Here is a 25989-nt window from a genome sequence, read left to right as displayed (position 1 = left end):
CGCGACCGCGGGGCAACGACTTCCGGCGTTCGGGGCCGCATCACGGGTTACCGGAGTTCCGCGTTCGCGGGAATGACGAACGAAGACAGCCGATGCACAAGCCGCTCACCATTCCCGCCAAGGCCTACACCCGCCGTCGTCGGCAACTGATGCGCATGGCCGGCGATGACGCGATCCTCGTATTGCCCGCGGCGCTGGAGCGCATTCGCAGTCGCGACACGCATTACCCGTACCGTCAGGATTCGGACCTGCTCTACCTCACCGGCTTTCCGGAGCCGGAGGCCGTGCTGGTGCTGGTGCCGGGTCGCAAGCACGGCGAAGTGATCCTGTTCTGCCGCGAGCGCGATCCCGAACGTGAAGGCTGGGATGGCCCGCGTTTTGGCCCGGAAGGCGCGGTCGATGCGTTCGGTCTGGACGATGCGTACCCCATCACCGATCTCGACGACATCCTGCCGGGCCTGCTGGAAGGGCGCTCGCGCGTCTACTACCACTTCGGCCGCGACCAGGAGTTCGACCTCAAGCTGATCGGCTGGCTCAACCGTGTGCGCGCGATGGCGCGCCAGGGTGCGCAGCCGCCGCACGAATTCCTGGAACTGGGCCATCTGCTGGACGAGTTGCGCCTGTTCAAGGACCGCGACGAACTGCGCCTGATGCAGCGCGCTGCCGACATCACCGTACTCGCGCACGAAACCGCGATGCGTGCCGCGCGCGCCGGCATCCACGAGTACGAACTGCAGGCCGAGGTGGAGCGCGTGTTCCGCGCGCACCAGGCCGATCCCGCGTACAGCAGCATCGTCGGTGCCGGCGTGAACGCGTGCGTGTTGCACTACCGCGCCAACGCCGCGCAGGCGAAGGACGGCGATCTGGTGCTGATCGACGCCGGCGCCGAATACCGCGGCTACGCGGCGGACATCACGCGTACCTTCCCGGTCAACGGGCGCTTCACGAAAGAGCAGCGCGCATTGCACGACCTTGTCGGCGACGCCCAGGCCGCGGCGCTGGAACAGGCGCGCGCCGGCATCCCCTACGAGGTTGGCCACGTTGCCGCGGTGGAGACGCTGACCGAAGGCCTGTTGCGCCTGGGCCTTCTGAAGGGGCGGCTGGAGAAGAACCTCGCCGACGGCACGTACAAGCGCTTCTATCGGCACAAGACCGGGCACTGGCTTGGGCTGGACGTGCATGACGTCGGCGAATACCGGCTCGACGGCGAATCGCGCCTGCTCGAGCCGGGCATGGTGTTCACCATCGAGCCGGGCCTGTACGTCTCGCCCGACGACACCAGCGTGGACGCGAAGTGGCGCGGCATCGGCATCCGCACCGAGGACGACGTGCTGATCACCAAGGACGGGTGCGAAGTGCTGACCGACAAACTCGCGCGCAGCGCGGACGAGATCGAAGCGCTGATGGCGCAGCGCTGAGCGCGGACGCGCATCGCCCCTTGGCACTCGTCCGAAGGAGCTGCGTCGCCGAGCGGAAACGGGCCACCGCGACCCGGCGGTGCCGGGTCGCGGGGCGGGCCGTCAGGCGGCCTGGCTGAAACCGTCGCGCGTCAGGTTGATCGGCGCCGCCTCGGTGCAGACCACGTCGTCCTCGATGCGGATGCCACCAAAGGGCTTGAACGCTTCCACGCGCTTCCAGTCGACGCTGTCGGCGTGGCCGTTCTTCTTCACTTCGTCCAGCAGCATGTCGATGAAGTACAGACCCGGTTCGATGGTCACCGCCATGCCCGGCTCCAGCACGCGCGTCAGGCGCAGGTACGGATGGCCTTCGGGCTTGGCGATCGTGCCGCCTTCGTCGGACGCGGCGAAGCCGGCGACGTCGTGCACCTGCAGACCGATGCCATGGCCGATGCCGTGCGGGAAGAACGCGCTGCTCACACCGGTGGCCAGCGCGGCTTCGGGCGAGACATTGATCACGCCGAAGTCCTTGAGGATGCCCGCCAGCGCGATGTGCGCATCGATGTGGATCTGCTTGTAGTCCGTACCGGCGCGCACCTGGTCGCACATCTTCAGCTGCGCGGCGTCGACGGCGTCGATCATCGCCTGGAACTCGCTGCCGGCATCGTGCGCGTAGGAGCGGGTGATGTCGCAGGCGTAGCCGTTGTGCGCCGCGCCAGCGTCGATGAGGAAGCTGCGCGCGGAGGTCGGCGCGACGAGGTCGCGGTCGGTGTAGTGCAGCACCGCGCTGTGTTCGTTGAGCGCGATGATGTTGCTGTACGGAAGGTCGTTGGCATCCTGGCCGGCCGCCTGGCAGTACACCAGGTGGATGCCGAACTCGCTGGCCCCGGCGCGGAACGCGCGCTCGGCCGCATGGTGCGCGCGCACGCCGCGGCGCGTGGCCTCGCGCATCATCTCGACTTCGTATGGCGTCTTGTAGGCGCGGTGGTATTCCAGATAATTCACCACCGCCGGCGGATTGTTCGGCACGAATGCGCCGACCGCGCTCTGCGCTTCGCCCAGGACCGCGCAGCGGGCAACGTCCGACGGCAAGTGCTGAAGCGCTTCTTCCGGCTTGCGGATCACGACGATGTCGAAGTGCTCCACCCAGTAGCCGCTGGGCGCGGACGGCACCACGTGCCAGTAGTCGAACGGCTGCAGGAAGACCAGCTTGGGCTTCTGGCCCGGCGTGACCACCAGCCAGCTGCCGGGTGCGCGCGTCAGCGGCAGCCAGGCTTTGAACTGCGGGTTCACCGCATAGGGATAGTCGCGATCGTCGAACACCTGGTAGTGCGAAGTGCCGCTGGGCACGACGAGGTGGTCGAAGCCGCCACGGGCCAGGGCCTGTTCAGTGCGGTGTTGCAGCGTTGCGAGGTGGTGCGTGTACAGCTCGGCGACAGTGCTCATGCGTATGCAGGGTGGGGCGAAGAAGCCCTATTTTGCCGCAAAGGACCGTACGATCCTGTGCGCGACCGGCCCTGCTCACATGGCCCGGCTGTGGCTGGAGTCCAGCCAGTTCCGCAGCTGCTGCAGCTCGCTCTCGAGCATGGTGATGAACCGGAAGCCCGTCCAGGTCTGCCCGGGCGTGCTGGTCTTGTCCTGCCAGAGCAGGTGCGCGCCCACCTCGATCGGCGAGCTCTGGTGCGGCGAGCCGCGCAGGTTGAAGCGCAGCTGGTACAGGCCGTCCTCCACCAGCGGTGCGGTGGCGATCAGCAGCATGCCGGTTTCGGAGAGGTTGCTGAGTTGGCCGATCACCGTGTCGGTCATGGTGTCGACCACCTGCACGGGTTCCTGGACGGCGCGGCGGCGGGCACGGCGGAACTCTTCCATCATGCGTGGACCTCGGGGGACGGCGTGTTGTTGCCGACGAGATGACCCAGCGCGCCCATCACCGCGCTCCAGGCGCGGTCGACCAGGCGGCTCTTCTCGACGGTGACGATGCGGGCGTGGCCGGCCGACATCTGCCGTGCCAGGCTGTCCAGCGACTGCTCGGCCACGCGTTGCCCGCGCTGGTTCACGAACAGCGCGTTGTCGGTGACGGGGCTGAACCAGGACAGTCGACGGCGCACGACTTCGGTGGTCTCGCCGATGTCGAATTCGAACCACGTGCCGAACGGCAGCGTACGCAGGTGGCGCCAGCATTCCTGTTCCTGCGGATTGCGCGGCGGTTGTTCCGGTGCGGCCGTTTCCTCTTCGCTGCCCAGGCGCGTGCGCGCCTTCAGCTTGAGGGCCAGTTCCGTGCGCGAGGCGGCATCGTCGTTGGCGGCGGTGCCGGTGACCAGTTGGCGCGTGATCGCGCCGGCGTCCTCGACGTGGTAGCCGACCTGCGTCAGCGCCGCCTCGATGTCCTCGCCCATGGCGTTGGACACCTGCCCGCGCTGGCCTGCCGCATTCGCCGCCACGATCGCCTGTGTGGCCTCCAGCTGGCGTTGCCATTCCTCCGAGTCCTCGCCGCTGCGCAGCAGCGTGAGGGTGAGCACGTCGGTCCAGGCCTGGCTGAGCAGCGTGTGGACGAACTTCGGCAGCTTCTGGCCCTGCACGATGTTCTCGATCGCTTCGCCGGCCTGGCGCTTGGCCATCACCAGCTTTTCCTTGCCGCGCGCGGCCTCGACATGACGGCGCTCGGCAACTTCGGCCTTGCGCGCCATCCCGCGCAGGTGATCCTGCAGCTGGCGGTTGGCCGACTCGAACACGCCTGCGTCGCCGTCGTAGTTGTCGACCACGTGGTCGACGGCGCGGCGGAGTTGTTCGTTGAGGTGCGGGTCGCTTTCGTCCTTCGGCACCCAGTGTGCGCCGGCCTCGGCGACGGCGTTGAGCAGCTGGCGCGCCGGGTGTTCGTTGCGGACGAAGAAGCCGCGGTCCTCCAGCGCCAGCCGTACCAGCGGCACCTGCAGGCGGCTGAGCAGGTTCGAGACGGCCGCATCGGTGCGAAGCTCGCGGCCGATCTCGTTGTAGAACAGTTCGAGCAGTTCGAACGCGTCGCTGTCCTCGCGCGAAAGGAACGTGGCTTCGCCGCGCTGCTGACGCGCCTGCGCGAGCAGCGTCTGGCGGACGTCGGTCAGGTTGCGCGGCGGCGTCTTGTGCAGTGGCAGCGACTGCAGCGTCGACAGCGCGTTGGTGAGTTCGTCGCGTGTCAGCGTCGGCCGCGGGGTGTTGTCGTTGTTGCCGCCGGGGCGCAGCTTGCCCATGAGGTCGCGGCGCGCGGACAGCAGTTGCTGCAGCAGGCCGAAGGCTTCCTCGTCCAATGCCGGGCCGGCGTTGCCCGCGTCGGACTGGCCGGGCCAGGCGGTGGTCGGCCGCTGCCGCGCGGCGTCCGGATCGACCGGCTCGCTGCGGCGCGGCACCGGTTCATCGCGCTGACCGCCGGTGCGGCTGCGGATGGGAACGAAGGACAGGCCCGGCAGCACGTTCTCGCGCGCGAGCAGGGAGTTCATCGTCTCCACCAGCTGCGCATAACCCGACATGACGTGCTGGTCGTACACCTTGTACAGGTGCAGGCGCCCCTCCGGGCTGATCTGCAGCGCATGCGCGGCTTCGGACAGGATGCGGCCCAACGCGTAGGGGCCGACCGGCAGGCGCTCGGCGTCGAACGCCGGTGCGCCGGCGAGCACGCCGAAGCGTTGACCGAGCAGCAACAGCGGCAGGTTCGCCCGCGATTCCTGCCGCGCGGCGATGCTGCGCAGCAGGTTGGCCTCGTCGATCTCGCCATGGTCCACCAGGCGCATGTCCTGGAAGGCCGGCAACCCGTCGGTTGTTTCGACCACATGCGACGGGTCGCGGATGGTGGTCAGTTCGCTTTCGACCAGTGCCAGGAAGCGAGGCACCAGATCGGTCCGGTTGAGCCGGGTCGTGCGCAGGGTCTCCAGGTGAGTGGCCTGCGCGGCGGCATTGCGCGCCTGGTCTGCGTGCTTGAACAACTGCTGCTCGAATTCGCCGAGCATGTGTTCCAGCTGCCGCGACATTTCGTCGGACACCAGGGCGTAGAGGTGTTCGAGCACGCGCCGCACGCGCCGGGGCAATGCCGCGGACGCCAGGGTAGGACGAGGGATCGAACTGCCGAGGGGTTCGAAGGTTGCGGACATTCTGGGATCACCGTCTCAATAGCGACGATCATGCATGGACCCAACCGTGCCCGCCAGCCCATGTCGCTCCAGCGGTCCCCAGGGAGGGCGACCACTCCATGAAACGGTGCAAGGCCTTCACAGCGGCCAGTCAGTGTTTGCGATGGCAATGACGTGTCGTCTGTCCTGTGGACATTCCGCGCGCTGCGGAACTCAGACGATGGTGTAACCGGCCACTTCGTGTGCACCCGCAGCATGGGATGCGCTGTCGTCGAGGAACAGTTCGATCACGTCGTTGGTGAAACGACGGCCCAGTTCGGTGGGCCGCACACGGTCCCCGTCGATGGCCAGCCAACCCGCCGAGACGGCCTGTGCCAGTTGCATCGCGATGGTCTGGCGGTCCAGTCCGGTGCGTGCCTCGAAGGCAGTCAGTGAGAACCCGTCGACCAGACGCAGGGTGTTGAGCATGTATTCGAACGGGCGGCGTGCCGGGTCGATGCGGTCGTCGCCACCGATGGCCTCGGCATGACCGGCACGGGCGAGGTACTGGGTGGGATGCTTGACCTTCCAGCGGCGCAGGATCGTCTGCTCGGCGCCGAGCGTGATCTTGCCGTGTGCGCCGGCGCCGATGCCCAGATAGTCGCCGAACTGCCAGTAGTTGAGGTTGTGCAGGCACTGGCGCCCGGCGCGCGCGTAGGCGCTGACCTCGTACTGACCGTAGCCGGCCTGCGCCAGCATGGCCTGGCAGTGCTCCTGGATGTCCCAGCTGGCGTCGTCGTCGGGAATGTCGCGCGGCGGTCGCGCGGCGAACACCGTGTTGGGTTCCAGCGTCAGCTGGTAATGGCTGATGTGCGCCGGTTGCAGCGCGAAGGCGCGCTCGAGGTCGCGTTCTGCCATCGCCAGGGTCTGGCCGGGCAGGGCGTACATCAGGTCGAGGTTGAAATTGTCGAAGCCGGCATCCTGCGCCAGCTTCACCGCCGCCTCGGCCTCACCGCTGTCGTGGATGCGCCCCAGTCGCTTGAGGCAATCGTCGTCGAAGCTCTGGATGCCGAAGCTCAGGCGGTTCACACCGGCAGCGCGGTAGAGCTCGAAGCGGCCGTGCTCGGCCGTGCCGGGGTTGGTTTCCAGCGTGATCTCGCAGCCGGGCGCAAAGCGCAGCCGGCTGCTGGCGCCCTGCAGGAAGCGGTCGATGAACTCCGGCGGAAACAGGCTGGGCGTGCCCCCGCCGAAGAACACCGAGTGGATGGTGCGGCCCCATGCCAGCGGCAGGTCGAAGTCCAGGTCCGCCAGCAAGGCATCCACGTATGCATCGAACGGCAGCGCGCCACGGCCTTCGTGCGAATTGAAATCGCAGTACGGGCACTTGCGCACGCACCAGGGCAGGTGGACGTAGAGCGACAGGGGCGGAGTGGTAAGGGACACAGGATGCATTCGGTGGAACGGAAGGGACGTCAGGTATCGGTGACGTCGAATTCGCCGACATGGCGTTCGGCCAGCGTCAGGGCATCGCCTTGCGCATCGAGCTCGGAATAGCGCGGTGGAAGCTGTCCGTGGAAGGCAGTGTAGTCCTGTGCGCTGCGCCAGTGGTCGAGTGTGAGGTAACGCCCGGTGCGCGCGTCACGCAGCAGCTCGGTGCGCAGGTAACCGGGGTATTCGGCGAACAGACGGGCCCAGGGGCCGGACGCACCGTACAGGGCCTCGAACGCCGCCTCGGCGCCGGGACGCACTTCGTATTCCCAGACGGTCACGAACACGGTGATTACCGCACCGCGTCCAGCAGCTTCTGCCGCAACGCCGCCAATGCCAGGCCGCGATGACTGATGCGGTTCTTCAGTTCGGGATCCAGCTGTGCCGCCGAGAGGCCCTGTTCCGGGTCCAGAAACACCGGGTCGTAACCGAACCCGCCGTCGCCACGGCGTTCGTGCAGCACGCGTCCGTTCCAGATGCCCTCGGCGATCAGCGGCTGCGGATCCTCGGCGTGGCGCACCAGCACGATCACCGCATAGAAGTGCGCCGTGCGCTGTGCATCGGGGACGTCGCGCAGCGCATGCAGCAGCTTGTCGATGTTGGCTTGTGCGTTGCCGTGCTCGCCGGCGTAGCGCGCCGAGTACAGGCCCGGCGCGCCGCCCAGTGCGTCCACGCACAGGCCCGAATCGTCGCCCAGCGCGGGCATGCCGGTCTCGCGCGCGGCCTTGCGTGCCTTGAGCAGTGCGTTCTCGACGAACGTCAGGCCGGTTTCGTCCGCGTCGCCCACGCCCATCTCGCCCTGCGTGACGAACTCGATACCGCTACCGCCCAGAAGCTCGCGGAACTCACGCAGCTTGCCGGCGTTGCTGCTGGCAATGACCCACTTCATCGTTCGCGTCATGCCTTGGGCTCCAGCAGGTCCCAGCGATTGCCGTACAGGTCTTCGAACACCGCGACGATGCCGTAAGGCTCATGACGCGGCGCCTCCAGGAAGCGCACGCCGTGCGCCTGCATCGAGGCATGGTCGCGAACGAAATCATCGGTGTGCAGGAAGAAACCCACGCGCCCACCGGTCTGGTGGCCGATGCTCGCGCGCTGTGCGTCGCCATCGGCCTGCGCCAGCAGTAGTGCCGTCTGCGCGCCCCGCGGGGCCACGCGCACCCAGCGCTTGCCGCCGCCCAGGTCGGTGTCTTCCAGCAGGTCGAAGCCCAGCGCGCGCGTGTAGAACGCGATCGCCTCGTCGTAGTCGCCCACGACGAGGGTGATGTTGGCGATGAACCGCGACATGGCGTCAGAGCGCGAGCGCTTCGCGCTGCCTGGCGACCAGTTCGGCGATGCCGGCTTCGGCCAGCGACGTCAGCGCGTTCAGTTCGTCGCGACGGAACGCGTGGCCTTCGGCCGTACCCTGCAACTCGATGAAACCGCCACCGTCGTTCATCACGACGTTCATGTCGGTGTCGCAGTCGCTGTCCTCGGCGTAGTCCAGGTCCAGCACCGGCACGCCGCGGTAGATGCCCACCGACACGGCGGCCACGGCACCGAAGATGGGATCGCGCGTGATCTCGCGACGCGCCAGCAACCAGCGCACCGCATCGACCATCGCCACGTAGGCGCCGGTGATGGCGGCCGTGCGCGTGCCGCCATCGGCCTGCAGCACATCGCAGTCCAGCGTGATGGTGCGCTCGCCGAGCAGCTTGCGGTCGACGCACGCACGCAGTGAACGACCGATCAGTCGCTGGATTTCCAGCGTGCGGCCACCCTGCTTGCCGCGTGCGGCTTCACGGTCGGAGCGCGAGTGCGTGGCGCGCGGCAGCATGCCGTACTCGGCAGTGACCCAGCCTTCGCCCTTGCCGCGCAGGAACGCAGGCGCCTTGTTCTCGACGCTCGCGGTGCACAGCACGCGCGTCTCGCCGAAGCACACCAGCACCGAGCCTTCGGCGTGGCGGGTGAAGCCGCGTTCGATGCGGACCTCGCGCATCTGGGACGGTGCGCGGCCGCTGGGGCGGGTAACGGTGGCCGGGAGGCCGGCGGAAGGGGCGACAGGCGTGCCGGACATGACCGAATTACCGTTTGGAGGGCGCGCGAGTTTACCATTCGCTCCCTGTTGGCCTTGGGTACACGCCAGATGATCCGCAGCATGACCGCCTTCGCCGGCGGCGAACGCACCACTCCGTGGGGCACGCTGGGTTGCGAGCTGCGCTCGGTGAACCACCGGTTCCTCGAGCTGGGCGTGCGCCTGCCGGACGAGCTGCGCGCGCTCGAACCGGCCCTGCGCGAGCGCGTCTCCGGACGCGTCGCGCGCGGCAAGGTCGACCTGACCGTGCGCCTGCGCGCACCGGAAGGCGAGAGCGCGCTGCAGCTCAATCCCACCCGCCTGCGTGAACTGAGCGAGCTGGCGCTGGACCTGGATTCGCGCTTTCCGCGTCTGCACACCGATCTGACCGACCTGCTGCAGTTCCCCGGTGTGCTGCAGGCACAGGCGAACGATCCCGCCGCGCTGCACGCGCAGGCGCTGGAGCTGCTGGACGAAGTGCTGGACGAGTTCGTCCGCGCGCGCGAGCGCGAAGGCGCCAAGCTCGCCGCGGTCATCACCGAGCGCATCGACGGCATCGCGACGCTGGCCGCCGAAGTGCGTACGTTCATGCCGCTGATCCGTGCGGGCCAGCGCACCAAGCTGGAGGCGCGCGTGGCCGACCTGGCCCAGCCGCTCGACAGCGGCCGGCTCGAGCAGGAACTGGTGCTGTGGTTGCAGAAGCTGGACGTGGACGAGGAGCTGGATCGCCTTGATTCCCATGTCGCCGAAGCGCGCCGCGTGCTCAAGCTGAAGGAAGCCGTCGGCCGTCGCCTCGACTTCCTGCTGCAGGAATTCAACCGCGAGGCCAACACCCTGGGGTCCAAGTCCGTCGATGCGCGCAGCTCGGCCGCGGCGGTGGAGCTGAAGGTGCTGATCGACCAGGTCCGCGAACAGATCCAGAACATCGAATGACCATGCGCGGAACCCTCTTCATCGTCGCTGCGCCGTCGGGCGCTGGAAAGTCCAGCATCGTCAACGCCGTGCTGGCGCGTGATCCGAACATCTGCCTGTCGATCTCGTTCACCTCGCGCCAGCCGCGACCGGGCGAACGCCACGCCGAGCATTACCACTTCGTCAGCAAGCAGGCGTTCGAGGACATGGTCGCCGCGGGCGACTTCTTCGAGCACGCGCTGGTGCATGGCGACTGGAAGGGATCGGCGCGACAGTCGGTCGAGCCGCAGTTGGCGGCAGGCAAGGACGTCCTGCTGGAAATCGACTGGCAGGGCGCGCGGCAGGTGCGTGCGAAGGTGCCCGACGCGGTGAGCGTGTTCATCCTCCCGCCCTCGCGCCAGGCGCTGGAGCAGCGCATGCGCAGCCGGGGGCAGGACTCCGAGGCGGTCATCGCGCAACGCCTGGATGCCGCCCGCGAGGAGATGTCCCACTACGGCGAATTCGACTTCGTCATCGTCAACGAGCACTTCGACACCGCCGTGGACGAGATGTGCGCGATCTTCCTCGCCAGCCGCGTCCGCAAGGACCAGCAGGTGGCCCGGCATTCCCGGCTGATCACGACCCTGCTGGCGGACGATCCGGGCACCTGAAGCCCGCATGCCGGCCTCACGGGCGGGTTTTTGACCGCCCGGGTGCCGTAACTGGCTGATTCTCAAGGCGGTGCTTGCCTGCGGGGCGGCCCGCGGATACACTCTGCGGTCCCTTAAAGCCTGTATGGACGGCCCGCCGGCCGCCAGGAGCCCCATGGCCCGCATCACCGTTGAAGATTGCCTGGAAGTGGTCAACAACCGCTTCGAACTCGTCATGATGGCCGCCAAGCGCGCGCGCCAGCTGTCCAACGGCGTGGAACCGCAGCTGGACAACAGCGAGGCCAACGACAAGCCGACCGTGCTGGCGCTGCGTGAGATCGCCGCGCGCCGCATCGACACGGACTACATCGACGCCGTCGAGAAGTCCGAGCGCGAGCGCAAGGAGCGCGAGGCGCTGGAATGGGCCGCGGCCGAAGTGGTGGCCGACGACGACCTGTCCAAGGGCGACGACTGATACGCACCCGCGCCGCTGAGGCGGCGCGCTGGAGCCCGCACGGCCCCGCTTCGGCGGGGCCGTTCGTTTTTCCGGACCGATGTCGCGTTGTGGCCGCGCCCGAGGGGTTTTCCGGGAAAGAATCGCCGCCATATTCAGCTTGAACCCGCATTTCGTTGCGCAGCGCGCTGCGGCGCGCGTAGATTCCCTCCATGGCCCCAGAATCCGCGCTCAGCCTGCATCCGTCACACGTCGCCGACGACGTCGACGTGCCGGATTACGTGCGTGAACTGGAGCAGTCCGCCGACTACCTGCCCGAAGAACAGCGCCACCAGCTGCGCCGTGCATGGGCGGTGGGCGCGGCGGCGCACGCCGGGCAGACGCGCAAGTCCGGCGAGCCGTACATCACCCATCCGGTCGCGGTGGCCAAGGTCCTGGCCGACCAGGGCCTGGACGTGGAAACGCTGATCGCGGCGATCCTTCACGACACCATCGAGGACACGCCGCTCACCTACGACGGCCTGGTCAGCGAGTTCGGGCAGACCGTGGCGGAACTGGTCGACGGCGTCACCAAGCTGGACAAGATCCAGTTCCGCGACCGCCAGGAAGCGGCCGCGGAGAGTTTCCGCAAGATGCTGCTGGCGATGTCGCGCGACCTGCGCGTCATCCTCATCAAGCTGGCCGACCGCTTGCACAACATGCGCACGCTGGGTGCGCAGAGCATGGAAGCGCGCCATCGCATCGCACGCGAGACGCTGGAGATCTACGCGCCCATCGCGCAGCGCCTGGGCATGAACCTGATCAAGGCGGAGCTGCAGGACCTGGGCTTCCGCGCGCTGCATCCGTGGCGTCACGCGGTGATCGAGAAACGCCTGCGCACGCAGCCGGTGGTGCGGCGCGAATCGCTGGTGCAGATCGAAGCGCAGCTGGCGCAGCGACTGGCGAAAGAGAAGCTCGCGCACCGGCTGGTGAGCCGCGTGAAGTCGCCGTGGAGCATCTACACCAAGATGCGCGCCGAGCACAAAACCTTCGCGCAGGTGATGGACGTGTTCGGGTTTCGCGTCGTCGTGCGATCCGTGCCGGACTGCTATCACGCGCTGGGCGTCGTGCACGCCTCGTACAAGCCACTGGATTCGCGCTTCCGCGATTTCATCGCCATTCCCAAGGCCAACGGTTACCAGTCGCTGCACACGGTGCTGTTCGGCCCGTATGGATCGCCCATCGAGGTGCAGATCCGCACCGAGGAAATGGACCTGATCGCCGAGCGCGGCATCGCGGCGCACTGGTCCTACAAGCACGGCGGCGATGGTCCCAACAGCGCGCAGAGCCGCGCGCACAGCTGGATCGCCAACCTCGTCGAATCCCAGCGCGCCACCGGTTCGTCGCTGGAATTCCTCGAAAACGTGAAGGTCGACCTGTTCCCGGACGAGGTCTACCTGTTCACGCCGAAGGGCGACATCATGTCGCTGCCGCGCAATTCCACCGCGCTCGACTTCGCCTATGCCGTGCACACCGATGTCGGCAACAAGGCGGTGGCCGCGCGCGTGGATGGCAAGCTGGTACCGCTGCGCACCAAGCTGGCCAGCGGTCAGCGCGTGGAGATCATCACCGCCAAGTCGTCCTCGCCGAAGCCGCAATGGCTGGAATTCGTCGTGTCGGGCAAGGCGCGTACGTCGATCCGCCAGCAGCTCAAGCAGCTCGAGCACGAGGACGCCGTGCAGCTGGGCCATCGCATGCTCGACCGCGCGCTGGAAGCGCTGGGCATCTCGCTGGACCGCGTGCCGACGGTGCGCATGGATGCCTACCTCAGCGAGTTCCGTTACCCGCGTCTGGAAGCCCTGCTGGCCGACATCGCACTGGGCAACCGCATGCCGCAGCAGGTGGCGCTGGCGCTGGCGCGCGAAGCGCCGGGCAAGCCGCTGCGCGACCCGGTGGCCGAACAACTGCCGATGTCGCAGGACAAGATCCTGATCACCGGCTCCGAACGCGGCGTGATCAGTTTCGCCAACTGCTGTCTGCCGATTCCCGGCGACGAGATCATGGGCTACCACACCGCGGGCAGGGGCATCGTGGTGCACCGGCTCGATTGCCCGAACGTCGCCGACTACCGCAAGTCGCCGGACCGCTGGGTCCCGATCGGCTGGGACCGTCAGGTCACCGGCGACTTCGCCGCGGCGCTGCGCATCGAGGTGGACAACCGGCCGGGCTCGCTCGCGCAGGTGGCCGCCGCCATCGCCGAAGCGGAATCCAACATCGACCGGGTGGAGTACCTGGACCGCGACGCCAACATCGCGGTGATGCGTTTCGCCATCGAAGTGAGCGACCGGCGCCATCTGGCCGACGTGATGCGCCGCGTGCGGCGGCTCAATGTCGTGCTGGGCGTGCAGCGGATGTGAGTGTGGCGCAACGGGCCGCGTGGCCCATGCGCGTGGCGAGGCATCCGGGGTAATCTCCAGCCCCAGTTCCCCACCTGCGAGTCCTTCCTCCATGTCCCGCCACATCATCCAGACCGACAAGGCACCGGCCGCGATCGGCCCGTACTCGCAGGCCGTGCGCGCCGGCGACACTGTCTACCTGTCCGGCCAGATTCCGCTGGATCCCAGCACCGGCCTGCTGGTCGAAGGCGACATCGGCGCACAGGCGCGTCGTTCGTTCGAGAACCTCAAGGCGGTGTGCGAAGCCGCGGGCGGTTCGCTGTCGGACATCGTGCGACTGGGCCTCTACCTCACCGACCTGGACAATTTCGCCGCCGTCAACGCGGTGATGGGCGAGTTCTTCAAGGCGCCGTACCCGGCACGTTCGACCGTCGAAGTCTCGGGCCTGCCGCGCGGCGCGGGCTTCGAAGTCGATGCGGTGATGGTGCTGGACTGACCTGGCCGACCCGCCTCCCGGGTTAGCCGAAAGCCGCACCCGGGAGGTTCATGGACTGGCGTTCGCAGCGGTGCTGAGCACGTGCCTCAGAGGGCCCGCAAGGCCTCCATGAGCGTGCTGGCCTCCGGCGTGAAGTGCCAAGCGAGCCCGCCGAGTGCCGCGAAGAATGTCAGCACGCCAGTGAACGGCCAGAAGGTGTGGCGCACGCACAGCCACCACCAGCCCTGCGATTGCAGGCCGCGTATGCGTCGATACAGGCCGCCGGCGATTGCAGCGTCGACGACCAGCTCGGCCATCAGTGAAGGTGCCGTCCAGATGATCCAGCTCGTGGCGAACACGCAGACGAGGGCGACCGCGGACAGAGCCAGCACCGCGATCAACGGCAAGTCCGCATCAGCGTCGACGACGTCCAGCACGGATCCATCGGCGGACATACCTGAGGAAGCCGGGTCGCTGCCCGCTGGCAGCCACGACGCCGAACCGCCGCCGCCGCCGGATCCGCCGCCACTGCCGGCCCAGCCGTCGCTGCCCGTGCTGTGCGTCTCCGGTGCATCGATCGCTTGCGCCAAGTCGATAGGTGAATCGTCCCTCCAGCGCATCCACAGCCACATTTGCGCCAGAAACGCGCCATAGGCAATCGTCACCGTCAGCGGGTAGCGCAGCAGCATCGACTCGATGCCCGCGTGCAACAGCACGAAGGACGACAGGAATCCCACCGCGCCCGTCACCATCACGATCAAGGACATCTGAAGGCGCGGCCAACCGTCGCGTTCCAGCCGCCTGCGCTCCTTATCCACTTCGTCCACCCGATACTGCGGCTGTTGCAGTTTCATCCCGTTTGCCCCCGGTGACCCGCCTTCCGCTGCGCCCCGCTCACGCGTCCGCCTTCTCGGCCGAGCGCATCTCCCGCGGCGCCACGCCCGTCCAACGCTTGAACGCGCGGCGGAATTCGCGTGCGTCCCGGAAGCCCACCGCGGCACCGACGTGCGCGATGCTCATGCGCGAATCGGCCAGCATTGCGCGTGCCGATTCGCTGCGGACGCGGTCGTGCAGTTCGCTGAAGCTGGTGCTGGCACCCTGCAGCTGGCGACGCAGCGTCCGTTCGGTGAGGTGAAGTTCCGAAGCGACGTCGACCAAGCGGGGGTTGTCGGCCAGGCGCAGTCGCAGCAGGCGTTCGACCACGGCCACTATTTCGCTGCGCGGCTGGCCCGCGGGCATCTGGTCCTCGCACAGCGCGATGATCTGCTGTGCGCTGGCCGCATTGCCCGCGGGCATCGCGGTGCGCAGCCAGCGTGCGTCGATCACAACGCGGTTGCGCGGCGCCTCGAAACGCACCTCGCAGCCGAACATCCGTGCGTAGTCGTCGCTGTAGTCCGGCGCGGGGTAGGCCAGTTCCAGCACGCGCGGCGTGAATCCCGGGCCCAGCAGTCCGCGGCACAACATCAGCGAACTGGCGAACAGCTCCTCGCACAGGAACGGTTCCAGCTCCGCATCGGCGCTGCGCATGCGTGCGACCACGCCCATCGCACCGTCGTCGTATTCGTCCAGTTCCATTTCCATCATCGCGCCGGTGATCGGTGCGTAACGGATGCCCAGCTGCAGTGCCTGCGCGAAATGCGGCGCGGTCAGCATCGCCAGGCCAAGCAGGCCGAAATGACCGATGTTCTGGTTCTCGCCCAGGACCAGCCCCACGCCGCGCACGGGCAGATCGCGCATCGCGCGGCGGATGATCTGGCAGGTCTGACGGTACGACAGATACACCGGCATCTCGCCGTCGAACTCTGCCGGGCCCAGGCGCAGGCCGGAGAACCAGTTGTCGCAGCCCACCGCGTGCTCGCGTGCCATCGCAATCAAGCCAGCGACGATGCTGCTCTTGATGGTGGCCAGGCTCAGTCGGGGGTCGTCGTGGTCGTAGGCTGACATACGCTGGGGTAGCTTGTCCGGTTTGCCCCCCTGAGTATGCCGGCTTTGCCCTCCACCCGTGCAGCCCGAAGGTCACAGACTTCGGGAGGGGCCGGGGGGCCGGCGTGTCGCACTGCGGCATGGCCGCCGTCCGGTGAATATCGCGGCCAGGCCGCGCACGACAGGACGGACGGATGAAGCGGATCATTCTCGGCACGGCGATCGCCACGGGCCTGGCCATGCTGGCCGGTTGCCAGCAACAGCAGGCACCTGCGCCGGCGGCCAACACCGATTACCAGAAAGTGCTGATCGGGCGACTGCTCGACGCCAAGCCGGGCGATGTCATCGAGATTCCCGCCGGGCGCTATGCGTTCGATCGCAGCCTGAGCCTGCGGGTGAACGGCGTGACGATCCGCGGCGCCGGTCCGGACAAGACCATCCTCAGCTTCAAGGATCAGAAGGCCGGTGCCGAAGGCCTGCTGGTCAATGCCGGCGACTTCACGCTGGAGAACCTGGCCATCGAGGACACCAAGGGCGACGGCCTGAAGATCAACGAGGGCGAGAACATCACCATCCGCGGCGTGCGCGTGGAATGGACCGGCGGCCCGAAGACCACCAACGGCGCCTACGGCATCTACCCGGTGCAGACCACCAACGTGCTGATCGAGGATTCGGTGGCGATCGGCGCATCGGATGCCGGCATCTACGTGGGCCAGTCGAAGAACGTGGTCGTGCGCCGCAACCGCGCCGAGCGCAACGTGGCCGGCATCGAGATCGAGAACACCATCGGCGCCGACGTCTACGAGAACACCGCTACCGAAAACACCGGCGGCATCCTCGTGTTCAACATGCCCAACCTGCCGCAACCGGGCCACACCACGCGCGTTTACCGCAACAAGGTGATCGCCAACAACACCGACAACTTCGCCGCCAAGGGCGCGGCGGTGGCGAGCGTGCCGGCCGGATCGGGCGTGGTGATCAACTCCAACGACCAGGTCGAGATCTTCGACAACGACATCGCCGACAACCAGACGGCCAACGTCATCGTTTCCAGCTATTTCTCGACCGGCTACATGAACGAGCGCGGCGTCTCCAAGGCGTTCGATCCGTACCCGGAGGAGATCGCCATCCACGGCAACCGTTTCAAGGGCGGTGGCGACAAGCCCGATGGCCTGGACCTGAAGGCATTGAAGGTGGCGATGTTCGGCCTCAGCGGCCGCCTGCCCGACGTGCTGTGGGACGGCTACGTCAACGCGCAACGCGATGGCGGCCCGCAGGTGTGCGTCGACAACGGCGAGGCACAGACGCTCAACGCCGACGGCCCGAACAAGTACAAGAACCCGAGCGTGGTCACCGACCAGGTGCGCTGCACGCTGGCGCCGCTGCCGGTGGTGACGTTGCCCGGCGACAGCGCCGCGACCGCAGCGAAGGCGGCTCCGGCGGCATGAAGCGTTCGTTCGTGATCGGCGCGGCCCTGGCACTGGCCGCGATGTCCCTGGTGGGCTGCATGCGGAGCAAGGCTCCGGTGCAGTTCCACGCACAGGGCCAGCCGGAGAAGCTGAGCGACTGGCATGTCGTCGAATCCGACGGCAAGCGGCTCCACCTCAACCACGAGGTGGAGCCGTATGCACTCAACACCACGCTGTTCAGCGATTACGCGCACAAGCTGCGCACGATCTGGATGCCGAAGGGCAAGCCGGCGAAGTACGACGCGACCGAAGCCCTCGATTTCCCGGTGGGCACCATCATCAGCAAGACGTTCTACTACCCGCGCGCCGGCGACGCCGTCGTGCGCGTGGCCGAGAGCGCGGGCGAGACGCTGGACGGCCTGGACCTGACGAAGGTGCGCCTGATCGAGACGCGCCTGCTGGTGCGACGCGAAAGCGGTTGGGTCGCGCTGCCTTACGTGTGGAATGCCGAACAGACCGAGGCCACGCTGGCGCGCGCCGGCGAGACCATCCCGCTCACGCTGCAGAAGCCGGACGGCAGCGCGAAGCAGTCGTTCGCGTACATGGTGCCCGACGAGAACCAGTGCGCCGGCTGCCATGGCACCAACAACACCACGCGCGAACTGCATCCGATCGGACCGAAGGCGCGTCATCTCAACCGCGAGAATCCGTGGCATCCGGGCGAGAACCAGCTTGTGCGGATGGTCGCACTGGGACGACTGGAAGGCTTGCCGAAGGACAACGTGCCCTACAACGCGCGCTTCGACGATGCCAGCGCTTCGGTCGAGGATCGCGCGCGTGCGTACCTCGACATCAACTGTGGCCATTGCCATAACAAGGTCGGTCCGGCGGATACCTCGGGCCTGTGGCTCGATGCCGGCACCGATGACGCGCGTCGCCTGGGGCTGTGCAAGCCGCCGGTGGCGGCGGGGCAGGGCACGGGTGATCACATGTTCGACATCGTGCCGGGACGCCCTCAGGATTCGATCCTGGTGTACCGCATGAACAGCCTCGACCCGGGCGCGATGATGCCCGAGCTGGGGCGCAGCACCGTGCATGAGGAAGGCGTGAGCCTGATCCGCGACTGGATCGCCGCGTGGCTGGGAAGCTGCAGCAGCGAAGCGGTCGCGGCGCAGGAGAGCGTCGCCGCAAAGTAAGCATGCACCGCGCGGGCAGGGGCCGCGCGGTTCCAAACACAACAAGAAATGCCATTGGGAGGGGAGTTCCGATGTCGCCACGCAAGAGCAGGCTCGCCATCAGTCTGGGCCGCGCACTGTCCGGTCTCGCATTCACCGCGGCCATGCCGCTGGCCATGGCGCAACAGACGCCGGCCACGGGTGCGCAGACCGCCGTCCAGCTGGACACCATCACCGTCACCGCGCAGAGCCGCGAGCAGGAACTGCAGGACGTTCCGATCGCGCTGCAGGTGGTCACCGAGCAACTGCTCGACGACGTCGCCGCCGAAAACCTGGGCGACATCGACAGCTTCGTTCCCGGTCTGCAGATCAACAGCCTGCAGCCCACGCAGCCCAGCTTCCAGCTGCGCGGCATCGCGACCGACGACTTCGGCATCGGTACCGATCCGGCCGTCGGCGTCTACGTGGACGGCGTGTATGCCGGTCGCGGCGGTGGCGTGCTGCTGCCCTTCACCGACGTGCAGCGCATCGAAGTGCTGAAGGGGCCGCAGGGCACGCTGTTCGGTCGCAACACGGCCGCCGGCGCGATCTCGATCATCACCAACCGCCCCGACGCCAGCGGCAACGCCGCGCGCGGCAAGCTGCGCCTGGGCAACGACAACAAGACCTACTTCGAAGGCATGGCCAACGTCGCGGTGAGCGACGACTCGGCCTTCCGCTTCAACGGCATCTTCAACACCAGCGACGGCTGGGTGCGCGATGCCGTGACCGGCGAAGACCTGGCGCCCCAGGACAACTGGGCCACGCGTGCCGCGTTCCAGACGCGCTTCGGCGACAACACGCGCGCCTACATCGCCTGGGACCACGAGAACCTGGATCAGCGCGGACAGGCCACCGTCGGCGTGGTGCCGGTGCCCGCGCTGCCGGCGCTGCCGACCGCGCCGGCCGATCCGGATTCGTTCCTGGATCCGCTCAGCCAGCCGTACATGACCGACGCGCCCGACGCCGAATGGCGCACCTTCGACGGCGCCACGCTCATCGTCGACCACAACTTCGGCTGGGGCAGCCTGACGTCCACCACTGCGTGGCACGACTACGACTCGCTCAACCGCGTCGAGGAAGACGGCACCAACCGCAGCTACCTGTACGTCGATTCCACCAACACCGAGAGCAACACGAACTTCTACCAGGAGTTCAAGTTCACCGGTTCGACCGACCGCGTCGACTGGGTCGCCGGCGCCAGCTATTTCCAGGAAGAGGCCGACCAGACCAGTGAGGTCAACGCGCTCACCGATTCGGTCGACACCATCGCCAACAACCTTGGCCTCGCACCCGGTGGCCTGTTCGGTCCGCTCACCGCGGTGGCCAACATGTTCGACATCCCGGTGGACCTCACCGGCCTTCCGTGGAACGAGAAGTTCGTCAACACGCTGGACACCAAGGCCTACGCCGCGTTCGGCGATGCCATCTGGCACGTCAACGACAAGTTGAACCTGACCTTCGGCCTGCGTTACACGCGCGACGAGAAGGACTTCACCTGGTTCAACGACCTGCGCAGCGCGCCGGAGCTGGACGCGCAGCTGGCGTTGCTGGATCGGATCGGCTTCCTCGACGCGATCGGCGTGCCGCTGGAGTCGCTGGTGTTCGACGTGGCCTTCATCGATCCGCCGGCCGTGATGAACAAGGGCGTGCTCAACCGCGCCAAGAAGTCGTGGGACGACTGGAGCCCGCGCTTCGTCGTGGACTATCACTTCACCGATGACCTGATGGGCTTCGCCTCGCTGGCCAAGGGCTACAAGGCCGGCGGCTTCAACGCGCTGCAGATCGGCAGCGAGTTCGAGAACGAGGACGTGTGGAACTTCGAGTCGGGCTTCAAGCATTCGCTGCCCGAGTACCGCCTGGCCTACAACGCCTCGGTGTTCTATTACGCCTACGACAACCGCCAGGCCGTCACCCTGGACATGACCACGGAGATCCCGCGTTTCGTGGTCAACACCTCCGACCAGGAAGCCTGGGGCGTGGACTTCGACGTGCGCTGGCAGGCCACCGACGGCCTGGGCTTCGACTTCAACGCCGAGTACCTGGATTCGACGTACAAGAAGTACGTCAACCCGCAGGGCGTGGATCTGGGCGGCCAGCCGACCGGTGCGCCGGAGTGGTCGTTCGCGGGCGGCGTCAACTACGTGTGGCGCATGGCCGATGCCGGCGACGTCCGCGCGGCGATGCGCTACGCCTACGTCGGCGGATGCCGCTCGAACGATGAGTCGGTGTCCGTGCTGGGTTGCGGCCGCTTCGGCCAGGTGGAAGCGGGCGAGGCGCAGGAACTGCTCGATGCACGCATCGGCTGGACGTCGGCGGCCGGTCACTGGGGCGTTGCGGTGTACGGCAACAACCTGCTCGACAACCAGTACGTGAACACCTTCGGTACCTACGGCATGACCGTGCTCGGCACCGTCGGCGCGCGCATGACCCAGCCGCGCACCTACGGCGTGGAGCTCAGCGCCAACTTCTGACGGATCGTTGCGTCGGACTCCCGACCCCGGCACGAACGTGCCGGGGTTTTTGTTTGCGTCCTTTCGCGTCATCCTTGCGCGATGCCGATTCGCAAGGGCGGGGCATCCGTCGATCTCCAGCAGCAACCGATCAGCAGCCTGCACGGGGTCGGCCCGCGCGTGGCCGAGAAGCTGGCGGCGCGCGGCCTGGCGACGCTGCAGGACCTGTGGCTGCAACTGCCCCGGCAATACGAGGACCGCACGGCGATCACGCCCGTGGGCCTCCTCCAGCCCGGCGTGGCCGCGCAGGTGGAAGGCCGCGTGGAGGCGGTCGAACGCGGCTTCCGTTACCGACCGATGCTGCGCGTGGCCATCGGCGACGATTCGCACGGCACGCTGGTGCTGCGTTTCTTCCACTTCCGCGCCGCGCAGGTCGCGCAGTTCCAGGTGGGCACGCGCGTGCGCTGTTACGGTACGCCGCGGCCCGGTCAGCACGGGTTGGAGATCGTGCACCCCAGCTACCGCGTCATCGGCGATGCCGACGATGCGTCGCTGGGATCGTCGCTGGATCCGGTGTACCCGGCGATCGAAGGCCTGGGCCCGGCTTCGCTGCGACGCCTGATCGGCCAGGCCCTGGACCGGCTGCCCGACGAGGAAGCGCTCGAGCTGCTTCCGCGCGATCTGCGCGCCGCGTTCCGCCTGCCCGGTGGCGGCGAGCTGCCCTCATTGCGCGAGGCGTTGCTGACCGTGCACCGGCCAGCCCAGGACGCCGACGTCGCCGCGTTGCTGGCCGGACGCCATCCCGCGCAGCGCCGGCTGGCGCTGGAAGAACTGCTCGCGCATCACCTCAGCCTGCGCCGTCAGCGCATCGCGCAACAGGCGCATGCGGCGCCCGTGCTCGAAGGGATGGTTCTGGCCGAACGCCTGCGCGAGCGTCTGCCGTTCGCGCTGACCGGCGCGCAGCAGCGTGTGTTCGAACAGATCCGCGTCGACCTGGCCAAGCCGCATCCCATGCTGCGGCTCGTCCAGGGCGATGTGGGCAGCGGCAAGACCGTGGTCGCGGCCATGGCGGCGATGCTGGCGGTCGAAGCCGGAAAGCAGGCCGCGTTGATGGCGCCGACCGAACTGCTGGCCGAACAGCACCTCAACAACCTGCGTGGCTGGCTGGAGCCACTGGGCGTGCGCGTGGCCTGGCTGGCGGGCAAGGTCACCGGCAAGGCGCGCGCGAAGGTGCTGGAGGAGGTGGCCTCAGGCGAAGCGCAGGTGGTCGTCGGCACGCACGCGCTGATGCAGGAAGGCGTGGCGTTCCGCGATCTCGCGCTGGCCATCGTCGACGAACAGCACCGCTTCGGCGTGCACCAGCGCCTGGCGCTGCGCGACAAGGGCACCGGCGGAAGCGGGAATGGTGATGCCATTGTCCCGCATCAGCTGGTGATGACCGCCACGCCCATTCCGCGCACGCTGGCGATGGCCGCCTACGCAGATCTGGATGTGTCCGCCATCGACGAACTGCCGCCCGGACGCACGCCGGTGCAGACGGTTGCGTTGAGTGCGGAACGTCGCCCGGAGCTGGTCGAGCGCATCCGCAAGGCCTGCGCGGAAGGGCGACAGGCGTACTGGGTATGCACGCTGATCGACGACAGCGACGAAGTCGTCGCGCAGGCGGCGCAGTCCACGTTCGAGGACCTGTGCAAGCGGTTGCCGGAGTTGCGCGTCGGGCTGGTGCACGGGCGCATGAAGGCCTCCGACAAGCAGTCCACGATGCGCGCGTTCAAGCAGGGCGAGATCGGCCTGCTGGTGGCGACGACGGTGATCGAAGTCGGCGTGGACGTGCCCAACGCGTCGCTGATGATCATCGAGAACGCCGAGCGCCTGGGCCTGGCCCAGCTGCACCAGTTGCGCGGGCGCGTCGGGCGCGGCAGCGCGGCGTCCAGCTGCGTGCTGCTCTACCAGACGCCGCTGTCGCAGATGGCGCGCCAGCGCCTGGAAACCATGCGCGAGACCAACGACGGCTTCGTGATCGCCGAGAAGGACCTGGAGCTGCGCGGGCCGGGCGAGCTGCTGGGCACCCGCCAGACCGGCCTGGCGCAGTTCCGCGTGGCCGACCTGGGGCGCGATGCGGACCTGCTGCCGCAGGTGCAGGCGCTGGGCGAACAGCTGCTGGGGCAGGCCCCCGAGCTGGCCGAGCGGGTGGTCGCGCGCTGGGTTGGCGGGGCCGTGCGCTTCGCCGCCGCGTGAGCCGTTCTGCGACGCCGGGCTGCAGGCGCCCGCCGGAATTGGGCATCATGGACGCCCGCCGTCGCTGTCCACACCATCCCCCGTGATCTCCGCCCCGATCGAAAGCCCTCCCGTCCGGCACGGCTCGCCGCCGTTCATCGCCGCCGACGTGGGCGGCACGCATGCGCGCCTGGGCCTGGTCCAGGTGCGTCCGGGAGGCAAGGTGGATGTCCTCGACTATCGCCGCTATGCCTGCGCCGAGTACGCCAGTCTGGCGGCCATCCTCGACGACTTCGCCGCCGCCTTCGACGCCGACCGCACGCATGCGGTCGTGGCCATCGCCGGGCGCCTGGAAGGCGACACGCTGATCAACGCCAACCTGCCGTGGGCCGTTTCGGTGGAAAGCACGCGGCGCGAAGCGGGCATCGCCTATCTGGCGCTGCTCAACGATTTCGAAGCGGTCGCCTGCGCGATGCCCTACATCGACGTCGGTGCGATGACGCGCGTATGCGGCCCGCTGCAGGCCGGCGAGGGTCCGGCGCTGGTGCTCGGTCCCGGCACCGGCTTCGGCGCATCGCTGTGCCTGCCGCGCACGCTGCAGCAGGGCGCATCGCGACGCGTGCTGGCCAGCGAGGCCGGGCACGCATCGCTCGCGGTTGGTACGCCGCGCGAGCTTGCGTTGATGGAACGCCTGCTCCGGCGTTGGCCGCATGTGGACAACGAGCGCGTGCTGTCGGGGCCCGGGCTGGTCAACACGTATCAGGCGTTGTGCGATCTCGACGGCGCCGCGCCCGTGTTCGATACGCCCGAGGCCATCGCCGCCGCCGCTCAGTCGACCAGCGACGCACAGGCGCGAGAAGCGCTGGGCCTGTTCTGCGCGCTGCTCGGCAGTCTGGCGGGCGACCTCGCGCTCACCTTCGGTGCCGATGCGGTCTACCTGGCTGGAGGCATTCCCGCGCAGATCCGCCCGTTCCTGCTGCAGAGCGATTTCGCCGCCCGTTTCACCAACAAGGGCGTGCTGGGCGAAGTGCTCGCCCGCGTGCCGGTGTGGCTGGTGGACCACGGCCAGCTGGGGCTGGTTGGCGCGGCGGCGTGGTACTACGAGCGCCATTCCGGCTACTGACGCACCTCAAGGGGCGCAACGCATGACCGATCGACGTCGATTCCTGCAGGCCTCGCTGCTCGCGGCGGGAGCTGCGGCCGTACCGCGTCTGCGAGCCGCTTCGGCGTCGAACGGCGCGCGCGTGGTGTCGACCTGGGACTTCGGCGTGGGCGCGAACCGCGCGGCGTGGAAGGTGCTCGGCAGTGGCGGCAGCGCGCTCGACGCGGTCGAGGCCGGCGCCCGCTGGGCAGAGTCGGACCTGTGCAATCCGACGGTGGGTCGCTGCGGCAACCCGGACCGCGACGGCGTGCTGACGCTCGATGCCAGCATCATGGACGGCGACGGACGTTGCGGTGCGGTGGCCGCGCTGGAGGACATCGCGCATCCGGTTTCGGTGGCGCGCGCGGTGATGGAGAAGACCCCGCACGTGATGCTGGTGGGCGCCGGCGCGCAGCAGTTCGCCGTGGCGCAGGGCTTCGAGAAGACACCACTGCTCACCGACCAGGCGCGCCAGGCGTGGCGCGAGTGGCTCAAGACCTCGCGGTACGCGCCGCAGATCAACGCTGAGCGCCAGGCCCGGCCGGGCGACAAGACCAACCACGACACGCTGGGCATCCTCGCGATCGATGCGAACGGCCGGCTCGCCGGTGCATGCACCACGAGCGGCATGGCGTGGAAACTGCACGGCCGCGTCGGCGACAGTCCCATCGTCGGTGCGGGCCTGTACGTGGATAACGAGGTGGGTGCGGCCACCGCGTCGGGCGTCGGCGAGGAAATGGTGCGCAACGCGGCCAGCTTCCTGGTGGTCGAACTGATGCGGCAGGGGCGCTCGCCGGCCGATGCCTGCCGCGAAGCCATCGACCGCGTCGTGCGCAAGCGGCCCGAGGCCAGCAAGACGCTGCAGGTGTGCTTCCTGGCGATGAACAAGGCCGGTGAAGTCGGCGCCTTCGCGCTGCATCGCGGCTTCGTCTATGCGATGCAGGATGGCTCGCCGGGTCCGCATGATCGCCTGCACGACTCGGCCTCGGTGTACCAGACCGAACAGACATGATCGCCGCGAACGTCCGCGTGACGCTGGAGATCGCGGCCAATTCGCTCGCCTCCGCGCTGGCGTCACAGGAGGGCGGCGCCGATCGCGTCGAGTTGTGCGAGAACCTGGGCGAGGGCGGCTGCACGCCTTCGTACGGCACGCTGGCGATGGCGCGCGAACGCCTGCGCATTCCGCTGTACGTGCTGATCCGTCCTCGCGCGGGCGATTTCCTCTACGACACGCTGGAGCGCGAAACGATGCTGCGCGACATCGCCATGTGCGCGCGGCTGGGGTGCGACGGCGTGGTGATCGGTGCGCTGGATGCCGACGGCGCAGTCGATCTCACCACCTGCCGCGAGCTCATCGAAGCCGCGGGCCCGTTGGGGGTGACCTTTCATCGCGCGTTCGATGTGGCGCACGACCTCGACGACGCGCTGGAGGCGGTGATCGCGCTGGGCTGCGAACGTGTGCTCACCTCCGGTGGGCGAGCGAGCGCGCCCGAGGGTGTCGACCGGCTCGCCGCGCTGGCGCAGCGCGCGCAGGGGCGCATTGGCATCATGGCGGGGGCAGGCATCACGCCGGACAACGTGGCGCCGTTCGTGCAGCGCAGCGGGGTGCGCGAAGTGCATGCGTCGGCGAAGGCGGTGCGTGTCTCGCGCATGCGCCATCGCCACGACCTGCCGGGGCTGGACGGCGATCGCCTGGAAAGCGATGCCTCGATCGTGCGCGCGCTGCGCGAAGCGCTCGAATTCCGTCACGTGGGGCCGGCATAATCGGTC

23 protein-coding genes are annotated in these 25989 nt (G+C 68.1%); 13 read left to right on the top strand and 10 right to left on the bottom strand.

All coding sequences use genetic code 11. The features are described 5' to 3' along the window. Window positions 1–92: 92 nt before the first annotated feature. The gene (locus QLQ15_RS01210) at window positions 93–1418 is read left to right on the top strand and encodes an aminopeptidase P N-terminal domain-containing protein (protein ID WP_283211046.1); all 1326 of its coding nucleotides are present in this window, start codon (window positions 93–95) and stop codon (window positions 1416–1418) included. A 102-nt stretch (window positions 1419–1520) separates the two neighbouring features. Here the strand turns inward: QLQ15_RS01210 and pepQ are convergent, their stop codons facing one another. From pepQ to rph, 8 genes are all read right to left on the bottom strand, one after another. Next, the gene (gene pepQ / locus QLQ15_RS01205; RefSeq protein ID WP_283211045.1) at window positions 1521–2843 is read right to left on the bottom strand and encodes a Xaa-Pro dipeptidase; all 1323 of its coding nucleotides are present in this window, start codon (window positions 2841–2843) and stop codon (window positions 1521–1523) included. Window positions 2844–2918: 75 nt separating this feature from the next. Beyond that, window positions 2919–3269: a PilZ domain-containing protein gene (locus QLQ15_RS01200; RefSeq protein ID WP_283211044.1), complete on the bottom strand. Its 351-nt coding sequence runs from the start codon at window positions 3267–3269 to the stop codon at window positions 2919–2921. Beyond that, window positions 3266–5518 carry a DUF1631 domain-containing protein gene (locus tag QLQ15_RS01195; protein ID WP_283211043.1) on the bottom strand — a complete coding sequence of 751 codons (2253 nt, stop codon included), beginning with the start codon at window positions 5516–5518 and terminating at the stop codon, window positions 3266–3268. Before QLQ15_RS01195 ends, QLQ15_RS01200 begins: the two co-directional genes overlap by 4 nt. Window positions 5519–5710: 192 nt before the next feature. Beyond that, window positions 5711–6928, bottom strand: a complete 1218-nt coding sequence (gene hemW, locus QLQ15_RS01190) for a radical SAM family heme chaperone HemW (RefSeq protein ID WP_432277761.1) — start codon at window positions 6926–6928, stop codon at window positions 5711–5713. 20 nt (window positions 6929–6948) lie between these two features. Then, entirely contained in the window at window positions 6949–7251 is a 303-nt protein-coding gene (locus QLQ15_RS01185) for an antibiotic biosynthesis monooxygenase family protein (protein WP_283211041.1), read from the bottom strand. 5 nt (window positions 7252–7256) lie between these two features. After that, a complete protein-coding gene (gene rdgB / locus QLQ15_RS01180) occupies window positions 7257–7853 on the bottom strand; it encodes an RdgB/HAM1 family non-canonical purine NTP pyrophosphatase (protein WP_283213900.1) in 597 nt (198 codons plus the stop codon). An 8-nt stretch (window positions 7854–7861) separates the two neighbouring features. After that, window positions 7862–8251: a VOC family protein gene (locus tag QLQ15_RS01175; protein ID WP_283211040.1), complete on the bottom strand. Its 390-nt coding sequence runs from the start codon at window positions 8249–8251 to the stop codon at window positions 7862–7864. Between the two features lie 4 nt (window positions 8252–8255). Next, the gene (gene rph, locus QLQ15_RS01170) at window positions 8256–9020 is read right to left on the bottom strand and encodes a ribonuclease PH (RefSeq protein ID WP_283211039.1); all 765 of its coding nucleotides are present in this window, start codon (window positions 9018–9020) and stop codon (window positions 8256–8258) included. A gap of 69 nt (window positions 9021–9089) precedes the next feature. Between rph and QLQ15_RS01165 the strand changes: the two genes are divergently transcribed. The 5 genes from QLQ15_RS01165 (at window position 9090) to QLQ15_RS01145 (ending at window position 13883) form a co-directional block, all read left to right on the top strand. Further along, window positions 9090–9950, top strand: coding sequence for a YicC/YloC family endoribonuclease (locus tag QLQ15_RS01165; protein WP_283211038.1), 861 nt, complete (start codon window positions 9090–9092; stop codon window positions 9948–9950). A gap of 2 nt (window positions 9951–9952) precedes the next feature. Next, window positions 9953–10579, top strand: coding sequence for a guanylate kinase (gene gmk, locus QLQ15_RS01160; protein WP_283211037.1), 627 nt, complete (start codon window positions 9953–9955; stop codon window positions 10577–10579). A 154-nt stretch (window positions 10580–10733) separates the two neighbouring features. Further along, a complete protein-coding gene (gene rpoZ, locus QLQ15_RS01155) occupies window positions 10734–11033 on the top strand; it encodes a DNA-directed RNA polymerase subunit omega (RefSeq protein WP_283211036.1) in 300 nt (99 codons plus the stop codon). 191 nt (window positions 11034–11224) lie between these two features. After that, complete coding sequence (locus QLQ15_RS01150; protein ID WP_283211035.1) at window positions 11225–13408, top strand: RelA/SpoT family protein; 2184 nt, start codon at window positions 11225–11227, stop codon at window positions 13406–13408. A 91-nt stretch (window positions 13409–13499) separates the two neighbouring features. Beyond that, the gene (locus tag QLQ15_RS01145; protein ID WP_283211034.1) at window positions 13500–13883 is read left to right on the top strand and encodes a RidA family protein; all 384 of its coding nucleotides are present in this window, start codon (window positions 13500–13502) and stop codon (window positions 13881–13883) included. 86 nt (window positions 13884–13969) lie between these two features. Here the strand turns inward: QLQ15_RS01145 and QLQ15_RS01140 are convergent, their stop codons facing one another. Continuing rightward, window positions 13970–14716: a hypothetical protein gene (locus tag QLQ15_RS01140; RefSeq protein ID WP_283211033.1), complete on the bottom strand. Its 747-nt coding sequence runs from the start codon at window positions 14714–14716 to the stop codon at window positions 13970–13972. Between the two features lie 40 nt (window positions 14717–14756). After that, the gene (locus QLQ15_RS01135) at window positions 14757–15806 is read right to left on the bottom strand and encodes an AraC family transcriptional regulator (RefSeq protein WP_283211032.1); all 1050 of its coding nucleotides are present in this window, start codon (window positions 15804–15806) and stop codon (window positions 14757–14759) included. Between the two features lie 173 nt (window positions 15807–15979). Between QLQ15_RS01135 and QLQ15_RS01130 the strand changes: the two genes are divergently transcribed. The 7 genes from QLQ15_RS01130 to QLQ15_RS01100 all read left to right on the top strand — a co-directional run bounded on the left by QLQ15_RS01130 (window position 15980) and on the right by QLQ15_RS01100 (window position 25983). Beyond that, complete coding sequence (locus tag QLQ15_RS01130; protein WP_283211031.1) at window positions 15980–17233, top strand: parallel beta-helix domain-containing protein; 1254 nt, start codon at window positions 15980–15982, stop codon at window positions 17231–17233. Beyond that, window positions 17230–18390, top strand: a complete 1161-nt coding sequence (locus QLQ15_RS01125) for an SO2930 family diheme c-type cytochrome (RefSeq protein ID WP_283211030.1) — start codon at window positions 17230–17232, stop codon at window positions 18388–18390. Before QLQ15_RS01130 ends, QLQ15_RS01125 begins: the two co-directional genes overlap by 4 nt. Before the next feature lie 71 nt (window positions 18391–18461). Then, the gene (locus QLQ15_RS01120) at window positions 18462–20882 is read left to right on the top strand and encodes a TonB-dependent receptor (protein ID WP_283211029.1); all 2421 of its coding nucleotides are present in this window, start codon (window positions 18462–18464) and stop codon (window positions 20880–20882) included. 81 nt (window positions 20883–20963) lie between these two features. Next, window positions 20964–23099 (top strand): ATP-dependent DNA helicase RecG, encoded by a 2136-nt coding sequence (gene recG / locus QLQ15_RS01115; RefSeq protein WP_283211028.1) that lies wholly within the window; start codon window positions 20964–20966, stop codon window positions 23097–23099. An 82-nt stretch (window positions 23100–23181) separates the two neighbouring features. After that, window positions 23182–24201 carry a glucokinase gene (locus QLQ15_RS01110; protein ID WP_283211027.1) on the top strand — a complete coding sequence of 340 codons (1020 nt, stop codon included), beginning with the start codon at window positions 23182–23184 and terminating at the stop codon, window positions 24199–24201. A gap of 22 nt (window positions 24202–24223) precedes the next feature. Continuing rightward, window positions 24224–25231, top strand: coding sequence for a glycosylasparaginase (locus QLQ15_RS01105; protein WP_283211026.1), 1008 nt, complete (start codon window positions 24224–24226; stop codon window positions 25229–25231). After that, window positions 25228–25983, top strand: coding sequence for a copper homeostasis protein CutC (locus QLQ15_RS01100; protein ID WP_283211025.1), 756 nt, complete (start codon window positions 25228–25230; stop codon window positions 25981–25983). The genes QLQ15_RS01105 and QLQ15_RS01100 overlap by 4 nt, the downstream gene beginning before the upstream one ends. Window positions 25984–25989: the final 6 nt, after the last annotated feature.

Source organism: Lysobacter stagni (assembly GCF_030053425.1).
In the GTDB taxonomy this organism is placed as follows: Bacteria; Pseudomonadota; Gammaproteobacteria; order Xanthomonadales; family Xanthomonadaceae; genus Lysobacter_J; species Lysobacter_J stagni.
Note: the sequence above shows the minus strand (reverse complement) of the source record. Positions and strands in the feature narration are given on the sequence as shown.